The 12,555-nt window shown below is 69.1% G+C and carries 13 protein-coding genes; all 13 read right to left on the reverse strand.

Annotated elements, in window-relative coordinates; translation table 11 throughout:
- Positions 1 to 16: 16 nt before the first annotated feature.
- The 13 genes from AC1DER_RS07220 to gspE all read right to left on the reverse strand — a co-directional run bounded on the left by AC1DER_RS07220 (position 17) and on the right by gspE (position 12,535).
- Positions 17 to 862, reverse strand: coding sequence for a glycosyltransferase family 2 protein (locus AC1DER_RS07220; RefSeq protein ID WP_477246216.1), 846 nt, complete (start codon positions 860 to 862; stop codon positions 17 to 19).
- Positions 859 to 3,108: a type II secretion system secretin GspD gene (gspD, locus tag AC1DER_RS07225; protein ID WP_477246218.1), complete on the reverse strand. Its 2,250-nt coding sequence runs from the start codon at positions 3,106 to 3,108 to the stop codon at positions 859 to 861. Before gspD ends, AC1DER_RS07220 begins: the two co-directional genes overlap by 4 nt.
- A 9-nt stretch (positions 3,109 to 3,117) precedes the next feature.
- Positions 3,118 to 3,945 (reverse strand): type II secretion system protein XpsN, encoded by an 828-nt coding sequence (locus tag AC1DER_RS07230; RefSeq protein WP_477246220.1) that lies wholly within the window; start codon positions 3,943 to 3,945, stop codon positions 3,118 to 3,120.
- Positions 3,935 to 4,591 (reverse strand): type II secretion system protein GspM, encoded by a 657-nt coding sequence (gene gspM / locus AC1DER_RS07235; RefSeq protein ID WP_477246222.1) that lies wholly within the window; start codon positions 4,589 to 4,591, stop codon positions 3,935 to 3,937. Before gspM ends, AC1DER_RS07230 begins: the two co-directional genes overlap by 11 nt.
- Positions 4,581 to 5,762 (reverse strand): PilN domain-containing protein, encoded by a 1,182-nt coding sequence (locus AC1DER_RS07240; RefSeq protein WP_441816789.1) that lies wholly within the window; start codon positions 5,760 to 5,762, stop codon positions 4,581 to 4,583. The genes gspM and AC1DER_RS07240 overlap by 11 nt, the downstream gene beginning before the upstream one ends.
- Positions 5,759 to 6,718 (reverse strand): type II secretion system minor pseudopilin, encoded by a 960-nt coding sequence (locus AC1DER_RS07245; protein ID WP_477246255.1) that lies wholly within the window; start codon positions 6,716 to 6,718, stop codon positions 5,759 to 5,761. The genes AC1DER_RS07240 and AC1DER_RS07245 overlap by 4 nt, the downstream gene beginning before the upstream one ends.
- Positions 6,719 to 6,741: 23 nt before the next feature.
- A complete protein-coding gene (locus AC1DER_RS07250; protein WP_477246224.1) occupies positions 6,742 to 7,404 on the reverse strand; it encodes a prepilin-type N-terminal cleavage/methylation domain-containing protein in 663 nt (220 codons plus the stop codon).
- Positions 7,401 to 7,823, reverse strand: a complete 423-nt coding sequence (gene xpsI, locus AC1DER_RS07255) for a type II secretion system protein XpsI (RefSeq protein ID WP_477246257.1) — start codon at positions 7,821 to 7,823, stop codon at positions 7,401 to 7,403. Before xpsI ends, AC1DER_RS07250 begins: the two co-directional genes overlap by 4 nt.
- Before the next feature lie 5 nt (positions 7,824 to 7,828).
- Complete coding sequence (gene xpsH, locus AC1DER_RS07260) at positions 7,829 to 8,287, reverse strand: type II secretion system protein XpsH (protein WP_441816792.1); 459 nt, start codon at positions 8,285 to 8,287, stop codon at positions 7,829 to 7,831.
- 33 nt (positions 8,288 to 8,320) lie between these two features.
- Positions 8,321 to 8,755 (reverse strand): type II secretion system major pseudopilin GspG, encoded by a 435-nt coding sequence (gene gspG / locus AC1DER_RS07265; protein ID WP_441816793.1) that lies wholly within the window; start codon positions 8,753 to 8,755, stop codon positions 8,321 to 8,323.
- A 156-nt stretch (positions 8,756 to 8,911) separates the two neighbouring features.
- The gene (gene xpsF, locus AC1DER_RS07270) at positions 8,912 to 10,129 is read right to left on the reverse strand and encodes a type II secretion system protein XpsF (RefSeq protein ID WP_441816794.1); all 1,218 of its coding nucleotides are present in this window, start codon (positions 10,127 to 10,129) and stop codon (positions 8,912 to 8,914) included.
- Between the two features lie 154 nt (positions 10,130 to 10,283).
- Entirely contained in the window at positions 10,284 to 10,577 is a 294-nt protein-coding gene (locus AC1DER_RS07275) for a GIY-YIG nuclease family protein (RefSeq protein WP_477246229.1), read from the reverse strand.
- 239 nt (positions 10,578 to 10,816) lie between these two features.
- Positions 10,817 to 12,535 (reverse strand): type II secretion system ATPase GspE, encoded by a 1,719-nt coding sequence (gspE, locus tag AC1DER_RS07280; protein WP_477246231.1) that lies wholly within the window; start codon positions 12,533 to 12,535, stop codon positions 10,817 to 10,819.
- Between the last annotated feature and the right edge of the window lie 20 nt (positions 12,536 to 12,555).

The following is a 12,555-nucleotide window of genomic DNA, read 5'->3' on the forward strand; positions in this document are numbered from 1 at the left end:
TGCAGGGGCGGGAGAATCAGGCGAAGAGATCACGTTGCGGTTCCGGCGGGCCGATGCTGTCGAGCAGCAGGGCCAGTTGCGTGCGCGAGGGTCGCAACGGGTCCTGCATGAGGAAGTTTGCCAGTCGCCGATGCCAGTCGGGCCAGCGCGCCGCCAGTGCGTCCATGTCGCCGTCGAACGGCACGCCTTCGCCGCGGCGGCCGACGAAGGCGGTGTCGCACAGCACGTTGCGCCAGCCCAGGCCGGCCAGTCGCAACGACAGGTCGATCAGGGCCGCGTACCACGAGCCGTAGCTGCTGGCATCCAGACCGCCGACGCGGCGGCGCGCACTGCCGCGGATCAGCACCGCATGGGTCACGGCGGCAGGCAGTTCCGGATGCAGTGCCGGCATGCCGGCAGCCGCGCGCGACAGGCGATCGAGGTCATGCGGAATGGCGTCGATCTCGCCGATGCGCGGCCACGATGCGGCTTCGCCGGCGTTGCTCCAGGGCGTCGCGGTGGCGATGGCGCCGTCGCTGGCGAGCCCGGTGGACAATCGCAGCAGCCAACCCGGCGAAGGCGTCGCATCGGCCGCCAGCACGGCGACATCGGCATCGCCGCATGCGGCCAGCACTTCGTCGAGATGCGCGACCTCGCCAACGCTGCGCTGGCGCCGCGTGTAGTCGGCCTTCAGCGCGGTGCGCGCAATCCAGCGCTCGATGATGGCGTAGCCGCGCGGACCGGCCTGGGCATCGTCGGCCAGCCACACGTGCGTGCCCGGCGCGGTGGCGGCATCGAGCGCGGCCAGGCAGCCATCGAGCGCCTCGTCGTCGCTGCCCACCGGCACCACCACGATGGGTGCCGCGCCAGACGCTGGCGTCACTGCTGTCCCGGCCGGCGCGGTTTGTTCTGCAACGGTTCCATCGCGCGGAAGCGGCGGCCGTACTCGTCGGTCAGGTCGCGGGCCTCCTGCGGGTTCTGGACGATGGTCGGCGTCAGCAGGATGATCACTTCGTTGCGCGTCTTCTGCGAAGTCTGCGTGCCAAACAGCGCACCGATGACCGGAATCCGGCTCAACCCCGGCAAGCCGGAGGCGCCGCGCGTGACGCCATCGTTGATCAGGCCAGCGAGCATCACCGTGTCGCCGCTCTGCACCGCGGCCTCGGTCTTGAGCCGGCGCGTGTCGATGCGCACGTTGCCGTTCGGATCTGCCGTATCGGGACTGCCGGGCGTGCTGACTTCCTGGACGATGTCCAGGAACACCACGCCATCCTTGGCCACGCGCGGGCGCACCTTGAGGATGGTGCCGGTGTCGAGGTACTGGACCTGGCTGTAGGTGTTGTCGGTGTTGACGCCGGAATTGACCGTCACCGACGAGATCGGGATGCGGCTGCCGACATTGAGCGTGGCCTCGGCGTTGTTGCGCACCATCACCGAGGGCGTCTGCAGCAGTTGCAGGTCGGTGATGCTGTCGAGCGCGCTGATCACGGCCGCGGCGTCATTCTTGAACAGCGACCAGACCAGGCCGTTGCCGCCGACGCCACCAATGCTCGCGCCCAGCGTGCTCCACTTCGGCGGGATGCCGGTACCGCGCTCGGTCACGTCCGGAAAGCCGTTGTCGGTCGCCGCCTTTTCCAGGAACCAGCTCACGCCGTAGCGCAGTTCGCCCTGCAGCTGCACTTCCACCACTTGCGCCTCGATGTGCACCTGCATCGGCATCACGTCGAGGCGCTCGATCACGTCGCGGATCGACTTCCACGCCGACGGGCTGCTGCGCACGATCAGCGAGTTGGTTTCCTCGATCGCCGATACGCCGACGCGGTCGCCGTCGACTTCGAGGGTAAGGCCGGCGTTGCCGCTCTGGCGGGCATTGAGCGAAAGCGAGCCTTCGCCCAGGCCACCACCACCGCTGCCGCCGGAGCTGCCGGTGTCGCCACCGCCCAGCGTCGCCGTACTGCCGTAGTCGCCGTCCTTGAGCTCGACCGGTTCCAGGCCCGGCATCAGCGACGGTGCGCCGTTGCCGCCGCCGCCGTTGCCGCTGCGGCCGTTGCCGAACACGTCGCTCAGGCGGTCGGCGAGGTCCTTGGCCTTGATGTACTTCAGCTCGTAGGAATACAGCTGGACGCTGCCGCCGGCGTTATCGATCCGGTCGAGCCACTGCTGGATGTCGTCGAGATAGTTCGCCTGGGACGTGATCACCAGCACCGCATTGGCGCCTTCCAGCGGCATGAAACGGAACATGCCCGCCACCGGCGACTTGCTCTGCTCGCCGAACACCTTCTCCAGATCGGCCACGACCTTGCTGGCCTTGCCCGATTGCAGCGGGAACACGCCCACCGACATGCCGGCCAGCCAGTCGACGTCGAACACCTCGATCGTGCGCAGGTAGTTCTCGAGCTCTGCGCGGCTGCCGCCAACGGTTATGACGTTGCGGGAATTGTCGACGTTGACGATCGCGTTCGGTCGCGCGTAGGGCTTGAGGATCTTTTCCATCTCGGTCGCCGAGACGTACTTGAGCGGCACCGTGCGCACCTCGAAACCTCGCGCGTTGGCCGCCCCGCCGGTGCGCGCGGCGACGTTGCCGGCCAGGGCCTGGTCGGCGGCGACCACGTTGTAACGGCCGCCGCTGTAGACCAGGCGCGCGTTGTTCCAGCCCAGCACCATCTCGAGCAGGTTCAGCGCCTCGGCCGGGCTGACCGGCTTGGGCGTGGCCAGGGTCACGGTGCCCTGCACGCCCGGGGCGATGACGTAGTTCTGGCCGAGCATGTCGCCGAGGATCGCCTTGACCACCGCGTGCAGCGATTCGCCTTCGAAGTTGAAGGTGGCCGAGCCGCTGGTGGCTCCCAGGTTCGGCGGCGGCGCCGATCCGGCGCTCTTGTTGATCACCTGGCCCGTGCCGCGACGGATCTGCGGACGGGCATCACCACCGGTGGCCGGATCGGGCAGCGGCTGCGTCGTCGTGCCGGCCGTCGTGGCCGTCTCCTGCTGCACCGGGGCGGGCCGGCCATCGCGTCGCACGTTCGGCACCGGCGCGCTTGCGCAGGCCGCCAGCAGGCTGGCGATGGTGGTGGTGACGATCGCCTGGGTGGCGAATTGGCGGGCGGCGAGCTTCCGGGCGCTGGGCTTCATTCGTTCACTCTAAGGCGTCTTGGCCGGGGGTTGCGCGGCCTGCTGCTGCCGCATCTGCGCACGTCGCGCTTCGATCCGCTTGCGGATCGCTTCCATCTGCGCCTCGGGAGTCACCGGCGCATCCTCGTCTGCCGCGCCCGATTGCTGCTGCGCACCCGAGGCCGCCTGCAGCGCGGGCGGCGCTGAGGATGCGTTGGGTTGCGCCGTTCCCGCACGGGGTGGAACGGTCGGTGCGCGGCCCGACTGCGGCCTGGGCTGCGGCGCCGCCGAAATTCCGGCCGGCAGCCCCTGCGGCGGTAGCCCGGCGTTGAGTTGTGTCGGCGGTTGACCGCCCTGGCCATCGAACACGCGCAGTGTCATCTCGCGTCGCCCATCCGGGCCTTCGAAGACCGCGCTGCGCGCGTTGAGTGCGGTCAGGCGCCACGACGGGTGCGACTCGGGCACGTCGCCGAGCTTGACCCGGACCGATTCGCTGCCATCGGCCGGCTGCAGGATCGCCATGTGCAGGTTGGGCGTGATCAGCACGCTGGTCAGCAGATAGTCGAAGGCGTTGTCCTTGCCGTCGCCTTCGCCCTTTCCCTGCAGGAAGAACGGCTTGGGCAGGCGGTCCTGGCTGAATAACGGACGCGCACCGATCGGCGCGTACTGCGCCAGCGGCCCCAGCCGCTCGGCGGCTTGCGCACGCGCGCTCGGCAACGGCCGCAGCAGGCTCGGGTCGGCGTCCAGTTCCGGTGCATGCCGGCCCATGCCGGCCAGGGCCAGCAACCAGGCCAGCACGGCCCAGCCGGCCACGGCGGCGAGCAACCAGGTGCGCGGGCCGGCATCGTCAAGGCGCACGCTTCACCTCCGCCGGTGCGGCGCCGGGGCGCAGGTAGCCGGACAGGTCGAAGCTGACATCCAGTCCGCCATCGCCGCCGGGCTGGGTGTTGCCTGGCAGGAAATAACCGCGCGAGGACAGGATGTTGAGGTTGCCGACGAACAGCCGCGGCGCGCCGCTTTCAAGCGCATGCAGCACGGCGGCCAGTTCCGGATTGCCGCAGCGCATGCGCACCTGCACCACCACGCGCGCATAGCGCTCGCGCCGCGGCTCGCTCAGCGGCGAACGGTTGCTGATCGCGCAGCTGCGATTGCCGGGGCTGGCCTGGGCGACGACCGCTTCCAGTCGCTGCACCAGGTTGGCGGTGGCCAGTTCGGCGCTGCTTTCGGGCAGGAAGCCGGGCAGGCTCGCCTGTTGCGTCTGCAGCTGCTGCAGGCGCTTGCTCACCAGGGGCGCCTGCTGCAATTGCATGCGCTGGCGAAGTTCGCGCTCCTGCAGCGTTTGCAGGCGTTCACCGGCATCGAGCATGGGCACGGTCCACCACGGATGCACCAGGACCAGGTAGGCCAGCGCCAGCGCCGCCAGGAACAGGCCCAGCGCCAGCCAGCGATCCCGATCGATGCGGCGCTGCGCGGTTTGCACGGCCGAGGCGGCGTTACTGGCCATTGTCTGCCTCCTCGCGTGGGCGCGCGGCCGGTTGCGGCGGCGCCGCCGGTCCGAGTTCGGCGGTCAGCGTGAAACGGTCGCGTCCGCTGGCCGGATCGGGGATCAGCGCACCGGTCAGCGCCGGCGCGCGCCACAGCGGCGAGCCCTGCAGGCGCTGGATCAGCGACGGCGCCTCGCGGCTGAGGCCGATCATGGTGAGCGTGCTGTCCTCGATCGCGAGCTTTTCCAGGTAGGTGCTGTCGGGCAGGCGCCGGGTCAGCTCGTCGATCACTTCCAGGGTGGTCGGCCGTTCGGCGCGGGTGCGGTCGAGGAACGCCTGGCCTTCGGTCAGTTCGATCAGCGTCTGTCGCTGCGTCGCCGCGGCGCGCGCGGCAGCGGCGTGTCGGGCGATGGTCTGTTCGAGGTCGTCGGCGGCGGCGCGGCGATTGCCCAGCAGCTGCCACATGGTTGCGGCGACGGCGAGCACCGCGATCGCGACCAAAGCCAGGTTCCAGAACCGGAACGGGTCGCCGTGGTGGCGACGCGCCGCCGGTGGCAACAGGTTGACGCCCAGCGGAACGCCGGCGCCGCCGGCGACATCGATGCCGGCAAGGCTCTGCGCCAGCGGACCGAGCGCCGCCAGTTGCGGATCCAGCCCCTGCCGCGGCACGACCACCAGCTCGGTGTCGAGCATGCCGTCGCTGTCGCGGCGGCCGAGCACGCGCGCATCGAAGGCGACCGCGTCGGCGGTGAACGGCGTCTGCCGGTCGATCTCGAACCCGACCACGTCGCGCAGTCGTTCGGCGGCGGCGGCAGGAAGTGCGAGACGGCGGCGCAGCCCGGCCGAGGCGGGCAGCAACAGCCAGCGCGGCAGGTCGGCCAGCCGCGGCGGCAGCAACGGCGCCAACGGGTCGACGACCGCATCCAGGGCCACGGCCGGAATCGATCCGAGTTCGTGCAGTTGACCGCCCTGCTGCAGGCGCAGTTGCAGGGACTGCTCATGCAGTTGCAGCAGCAGCCGGCCGCGGTCGAAGCCAAGCACGCGGCGCACGCGCAAGGGCAGCCAGGCGGCGAGGTTGTGCCCCCACCAGCCCAGAAACCCACCCGCGCCAGGGGCCAGCCGCGCGCCCATGCGCCGCAGCCGGTCCTGCGCCCAGTCGGCTCCCTGCCGTGTCTGGCTGCCTGCATTCATCGTGGTGAAGCTCCCTCCTCCCAGCGCAGCGGAGTGTAGGCCATGCCGGGCAAAGCCCCACCCCCGACGCGGACAACGACCCGCAACACCGACTCGCGACCATCGGCGAGCCGTGCACGGCTGTCGATACTATAGGTGCCGGTGCCGCCTCCGGCCACGCCGGCGATGTCCTGCGGCAACCCTTGCGGCACTCCCGGTGCCAGCCCGTTCGCATCGGGCCGCTGCCGCTGCGCGACCAGTTCGTCGCCGCTCAGGCCCATGGCATCGAGCACCGGCCCTGCCGCGTAGGTCGCGTCCGGACGGTCGCGGCCGCTGTAGACGGTGAGATACGGTTCCAGCCGCGCGTACAACCGCGGGGTGAATCCGATGACCTGCTCGAGCTCGGCCACGCTTTCGAATTCGGCGTCCTTGGCCCCGTACGGCAGCCCGGCCGCAGCGTAGTCGGCGTCCTCGCCGCCACCGCTGGGCTGCGTCAGCGGGTCGCTGTCGCGCCAGTCGACGATCGCCCCGGCCAGGCGCGCCGCCTGCGTCTGGTCCATCCTGCTCCCATCCTCGCCGCCGCCGGCGCCCTGGATCAGCATCGCCAGCAACTGCGCGTCGGCCTGGTTGAGATCGACCTTGCCGCTCTCGTCGGTCATTTGCACTTCGACGTCGGCGTCGCCGTAGCGCCAGCGATAGGTGCGTCCGTCCGGACGCCATTTCAGCCGCGGATCGCTGAGGCCGACCCGGGTCAATGAATACTCCATGCCGGCGCGGGCGGCACCGGAGGCGACCAGCCCGCGCACCAGCACCTTGCCCTGCAGGCTCTCGATTCGCGCCATCAAGGCAAAGGCGCCGATCACCGAGGTCAGCAGCACGATCAGCCACAGGACCAGGATCAGGGCAGTGCCTCGTGCGGCTCCTCGTGCGGCTCCTCGTGCGGCTCCTCGTGCGGCTCCTCGTGCGGTTCCCCGCATCGGGTTGCCTGGCCGCAGCGTGGTCATAGCTGCTGCACCGGCAGTCCAGAGGCGTCGAGCTGCGCCGACAGCGGCAGCGACACCACCAGCGGCGGCCAGGCGCGGCCGTCGCGGTCGACCAGGGTCACCTCGACCAGCAAGGGGAGGCGCTGGCTGGCCTCCCACGTGTCCTGCCAGTCGCCCAGGCGCCCGTCTTCGTTCAATGCGCGGTAGCGGAAATGCGCTTCGCGCAATCCATCAACCAGCAATTCCGGCGGGCGCGGCGGCTGCTCTTCGACCACCTGGCCGGCCAGCACCATGCCCAGCGCGAGCGAGATCCGCGTGTCGCCCCCGTCGTCCTCGATCGTCAGGTCGTGCAGGTACGGGCCACCACGGCCCAGGTAGTCCGGCAGGTCGGCGACGAAACGCAGGCGGTCGGGCTCGCCGACGAAGCGGATCGCCGTGCCGCTGCTTTCGTCGAAGGCGAACGACACCGGTCGCGTGGCGGTCAGGCGACTGCGCAGGAAACCGGCGACGGCGCGCATGTGTTCGCTGCGATCGGCCATCGCCTCGCCGCGGATGGCCGTGCGGTTGGCCGCGCCGAGGGTGGTGAACGCCAGCGCCAGGCCGGCCACCAGCAGCACCGTCGCCAGCAGCACTTCGATCAGGGTGAAGCCACGCATGCGACGGACGGCGCCGGGACTCATGGCGACGCCCCTTCGCTGTCTCCGGTGACCATCCGCAACGAACGCAACTGAAGGCGCTGGGCCGGCCCGGCATCGCCCCACTGGACGGCCAGGGTGACCTCGAACAGCGCGGCGGTATTGGGATCGACCTGCTGCCGTGCCGCCGCAAGCGCGCGGTCGCGCCACGGCGCGATGCGCAGTTGCCAGCGATAGCGGCCGTCCTCGAAGTCACCGGTACGCTGGCCGGCGACGAGGGCTTCACCGGTGCCGACCTCCGCCATCAGCGACTGCGCGTACAGCGCCGCGCGCGCGCCATCGCTGGAGCCGCGAACCTGGCGCGCCGCGCCCGAAAGAATGCCCAGCAACAACGTCAGCGCCAACGCCAACAGGGCGAAGGCGACGATGACCTCGAGCAGCGTATAGCCGCGCTGGCGCGTCATCGCCCTCATTGCGGCGCTCCCGTCGCCCTGCGCAGGCGCACTTCGCCGGTCAGCCACGCCACGTCGATGTTCCACGCAGCGTCGCGGGCGCTGAGCTGGACCCGGCCCCCGCTGCTGGCGCCGTCGGAGAAAAAGACGATCGCGCCTTCGCCGCGCCGCGGCTGCAATTCACGGGCGCCGGTGAAGGTGATGCGCAGGGCGGGAGCGATCTCGCCCTTGCGGCCATTGGGTGCGGTCCAGGTGTGCGCGGCCGGGTCGAGGGTGAAGCTCTGTTTCCTGCCGGTGGCGATGGCCTGCGTGCGCGTGTAGCGCAGCTGCGCGGCCACCGATTTGGCCGCCGAGCGCAACTGCATGCCCTGGATGCCACCGCCCAGCGCCGCCGTCGCCAGCACGCTGATCGCGGCGATCAGCGCGATCACCAGCAGCATCTCCAGCAACGATGCGCCGCGGGCGGGATGCTGCATCCGACTCGAACCTGGTGGCAGTGGCGTGATGGCTTACTCGTACTTGATGTCGGCGTCGACGCTGGTGCCGCCGACCTTGCCATCCTTGCCGAGGATGACCAGGTCGAACGGGCCGCCTTCGCCCGGGGCGCGATATTCGATCGGGTGGCCCCACGGGTCCTTCAGTTCGGCCGGCTTCGCATACGGGCCGAGCCAGCCGTTGACGTCGGTCGGCTGGGTCACGAGCTCCTCGAGCGAGGTCGGCAGGCGGCCGGTGTCCATCTGGAACGCGTCGACCTTGCCCGCCATCGTCTGCACCTGGGCCTTGGCGATGTTGTAGTCGCCGCGGTCCTTGCCGCCGAGCACACGGCTGCCGACGAATGCCAGCACCGCGCCGATGAGCACGATCACGATGATGATCTCGATCAGGCTCATGCCGCGCTGGCGGGCAGCAGACGGGGAGCGGGTCAACGAGCGACGGTTACGCATGTGGGGGATCCTTGTCGGAAAGCGGTGACGAAGACGGTACGGAACAGGGTACGTCCGGAAGGCGACGTTCAAAACGGGATGTTTACCCGAAATCGGTTGCCAGTGGGCTGACTGCGCGCGGGTACATTCAGTTCCCCATTCCTGCGCCGGTCCGGATCAGCCGATGGCGTTGGTCAGGTCATACAACGGCGTCAGCACCGCCAGCACCACCGTGCCGACGACCGAGGCCAGCACCACCGTCACCAGCGGCACCAGCGCCGCCAGCATCCGGTCCAGCGCCAGCGCGGTTTCCTGCTCGAACGTCTCGGCGGTCTTGACCAGCATCGCGTCGAGCGTGCCCGACTCCTCGCCGACCTGGATCATCTGCAACGCCAGCCGCGGGAAACGCTTGCCGCGACCGAGCGCGGTCGACAGCGCCACGCCGTTCTTGACCTCCTCGGCCGCAGCCGCGACATCGGCCGCGAGCACGCGGTTGCCGAGCACGTTGCGGCCGATACCGAGCGCGGCCATCAGCGGCACGCCATTGCGCACCAGCGTGCCCAGCGTCCGCGCCAGCCGCGCGGTCTCGACCTTGGCCACCAGTGCGCCGGCGAACCGGCGCTGCAGCAACCAGCGATCGAAGGCCTCGCGGAACACCGGATCGCGGCGCTTGCGGTCAAACCACCACAGCGCCAGCGCCGGCACCACCAGCAGCACGATCCACCAGTCGCGCACGAACAGGCCGATGCCCAGGATGATCCGGGTGAACAGCGGCAGCGCGGCGTCGAGGCTCTCGTACATCGCCGCGAACTGCGGCACGACGTAACCCAGCAGGAACAGCAGGCTCAGGCCGACCATCACCAGCAGGATCGCCGGATAGATCAGCGCATTGATCACGCGGCCCTGCAGCGCGCGCGAACGTTCCATGTAATCGGCCAGCCGCGACAGCGTTTCGTGCAGGCTGCCACCGGCCTCGCCGGCGCGGACCATGTTGACGTACAGGCGCGAGAACGTGCCGTGCTGGCGCTCCAGCGCCGACGACAGCGAACTGCCACCGCGCACCGCATCGCGGACATCGCCGATCGTGCGTCGCGCGAGTTCGTCCTCGGGCAATTCCAGCAGGATGGTCAGGGCGCGGTCGAGCGGTTGCCCGGCGCCGAGCAGAGTGGCCAGTTGCTGGGTGAACTGCACCAGGCGCGCACCGGCAAACGGCCTGGGCTTGAACAGCCCCCGCCAGAACGAAGCGCCGGACGCCTCGCTGGCCAGCTTCGCCTCGACCGGCAGATGCCCCTGTTCCTGCAGGCGCGCCACCACCTCGGCATTGCTGGCGGCCTCCATCTGGCCGTCGAGCAGTTCACCGCGAGGGTTGAGGGCTTTGTAGTGGTAGAGGGGCATCGTTACTCGTCATTCCCGCGCAGGGGGCCAATCCGTCATTCCCGCGAAGGCGGGCCAATCCGTCATTCCCGCGAAGGCGGGCCAATCCGTCATTCCCGCGAAGGCGGGCCAATCCGTCATTCCCGCGAAGGCGGGAACCCAGTGACTTCGCTCCTCAGCCGCATATGTCTCGCCACAGATCATTCCAGTACGGGTTCATCTGTTCAATCAAGCGGATTTTCCAGGCGCGATTCCATTTCTTGAGCCGCTTCTCTCGCGTGATCGCGTTGTCCATGGTTTCGTGCTGTTCGTACCACACCAGGCATGTCGTTCCATGTGCGCACGAAAAGCCTGCGACCAGATGCTGCCGGTGCTGCCAGATCCGCGCAACGAGGTCACTGGTGACGCCGATGTACAGGGTGCCATTGCGACGGCTCGCAAGGATGTATACGGCTGGTTGCCTGTCCATAGGCATTGCACGTCCAAGTCACTGGGTTCCCGCCTTCGCGGGAATGACGGATTGGTCGGTTCCCGCCTTCGCGGGAATGACGGATTGGTCGGTTCCCGCCTTCGCGGGAATGACGGATTGGTCGGTTCCCGCCTTCGCCGGAATGACGGATTGGTCGGTTCCCGCCTTCGCGGGAATGACGGATTGGTCGGTTCCCGCCTTCGCGGGAATGACGGGTAGCTGGGGCGCGGAGGACCCAGTCAGGCATCCTCGGTCACCCGCAGCACTTCCTCTATCGTCGTTTCCCCTGCCAGCGCCTTGATGATGCCGTCTTCGTACATCGTGCGCATGCCGGACTGGCGGGCGATCTGTTCGATCTCGCCCACGCCGGCATGGCGCATCACGGCGCGGCGCAACTCGTCGTTCATCACCAGGAATTCGACGATGGTGGTGCGGCCGAGGTAACCGTTCGGCGCGATCGCCGACGGGCGCGGGTGGTACAGGTAGATGTCGCCGGTGGGCTGGTGGCGGCGCAGGTGGAATTTCTCGATTTCCTCCGGCGACGCCAGGTACTTCTCGGCGTGAGTCAGCTCCAGCTTGCGCACCAGGCGCTGGCCGAGGATGCCGTTGATCGTGGACGTCAGCAGGTAGTCCTCCACGCCCATGTCGAGCAGGCGGGTGATGCCGCCGGCGGCGTTGTTGGTGTGCAGCGTCGACAGCACCAGGTGACCGGTCAGAGCGGACTGGATCGCGATGCGGCACGTCTCCAGGTCGCGCATTTCGCCGATCATGATGATGTCGGGGTCCTGGCGGACGATGCTGCGCAGGGCATGGGCGAAATCCAGGCCGATCTGCGGCTTGGCCTGGATCTGGTTGATGCCCTCGATCTGGTACTCGACCGGGTCCTCCACCGTGATGATCTTGACGTCGGTGGTGTTGAGCTTGCTCAGCGCGGTGTACAGCGTGGTGGTCTTGCCCGAGCCGGTCGGGCCGGTCACCAGCAAGATGCCGTGCGGCTGGTCGAGCACCTTCTGGAACTGCGGCAGGAAGGCGTCGGTGAAGCCCAGGCGCTTGAAGTCGAACACCACGGTTTCGCGATCGAGCAGTCGCATCACCACGCTCTCGCCGTGCGCGGTCGGCACCGTGCTCACGCGCAGGTCGAGTTCCTTGCCCTGCACGCGCAGCATGATGCGGCCGTCCTGCGGCAGGCGGCGCTCGGCGATGTTGAGCTTGGCCATGATCTTGACGCGGCTGATCACCGCCGCGGTGAGGTTGGCCGGCGGGCTTTCGCCTTCGGTCAGCACGCCGTCGACGCGGTAGCGCACCTTCAGCCGGCTCTCGAACGGTTCGATGTGGATATCCGATGCGCGCAGTTCGACCGCTCGCTGGATGACCAGGTTGACCAGGCGGATGACCGGCGCTTCCGAGGCCAGGTCGCGCAGGTGCTCGACGTCGTCCAGGTCGCCTGCGCTGCCCTCGCCTTCGGCGGTCTCCACGATCGCGCCCATGGCGCTGCGGCCCTGGCCGTACCAGCGTTCGACCAGGTCGCCAATCTCCGAGCGCAGCGCGACGGCCGGGCGGATATCGCGCCCGGTGGCCAGTCGCAGTGCATCGATGCTGTACAGGTCCTGCGGGTCGGCCATCAACACGTCGACCGCGGTGTCGCTTTCGCCGACGGGACAGACCGCGAACTGCTTCATGAAGCGGGCCGACATCGCCACGCCCTCCGGAGGCAGCTCCGGTGCGTCCTTGATGCTGACCAGCGGCAGGCCGAGTACTTCGGCGCAGGTTTCGGCGTGGTCGCGCTCGGACACCAGGCCCAGTCGCGCCAGCAGGCCGAGCAGGCCGCCGCCGGTTTCTTCCTGCAGGCGACGTGCGCGCGCCAGGTCGGCGTCCTTCAGCCGCCCCTTGGCGAGCAGGGCCGCGACGATGCGGTCATCGAGGCTGGCTTGGCCGGTGTCGTTGGCGACTGCGTTCACGCCGTCCTCCGTGGCTTTCA

The organism is Lysobacter sp. 05T417 (genome assembly GCF_056396405.1).

Excerpts from the sequence above, each read along its gene's own strand:
- gspD (WP_477246218.1), bottom strand. The coding sequence starts at position 3,108 with ATGAAGCCCAGCGCCCGGAAGCTCGCCGCCCGCCAATTCGCCACCCAG.
- gspM (WP_477246222.1), bottom strand. The coding sequence starts at position 4,591 with ATGGCCAGTAACGCCGCCTCGGCCGTGCAAACCGCGCAGCGCCGCATC.
- AC1DER_RS07240 (WP_441816789.1), bottom strand. The coding sequence starts at position 5,762 with ATGAATGCAGGCAGCCAGACACGGCAGGGAGCCGACTGGGCGCAGGAC.
- AC1DER_RS07245 (WP_477246255.1), bottom strand. The coding sequence starts at position 6,718 with ATGCGGGGAACCGCACGAGGAGCCGCACGAGGAGCCGCACGAGGAGCC.
- AC1DER_RS07250 (WP_477246224.1), bottom strand. The coding sequence starts at position 7,404 with ATGAGTCCCGGCGCCGTCCGTCGCATGCGTGGCTTCACCCTGATCGAA.
- xpsI (WP_477246257.1), bottom strand. The coding sequence starts at position 7,823 with ATGACGCGCCAGCGCGGCTATACGCTGCTCGAGGTCATCGTCGCCTTC.
- xpsH (WP_441816792.1), bottom strand. The coding sequence starts at position 8,287 with ATGCAGCATCCCGCCCGCGGCGCATCGTTGCTGGAGATGCTGCTGGTG.
- gspG (WP_441816793.1), bottom strand. The coding sequence starts at position 8,755 with ATGCGTAACCGTCGCTCGTTGACCCGCTCCCCGTCTGCTGCCCGCCAG.
- xpsF (WP_441816794.1), bottom strand. The coding sequence starts at position 10,129 with ATGCCCCTCTACCACTACAAAGCCCTCAACCCTCGCGGTGAACTGCTC.
- AC1DER_RS07275 (WP_477246229.1), bottom strand. The coding sequence starts at position 10,577 with ATGGACAGGCAACCAGCCGTATACATCCTTGCGAGCCGTCGCAATGGC.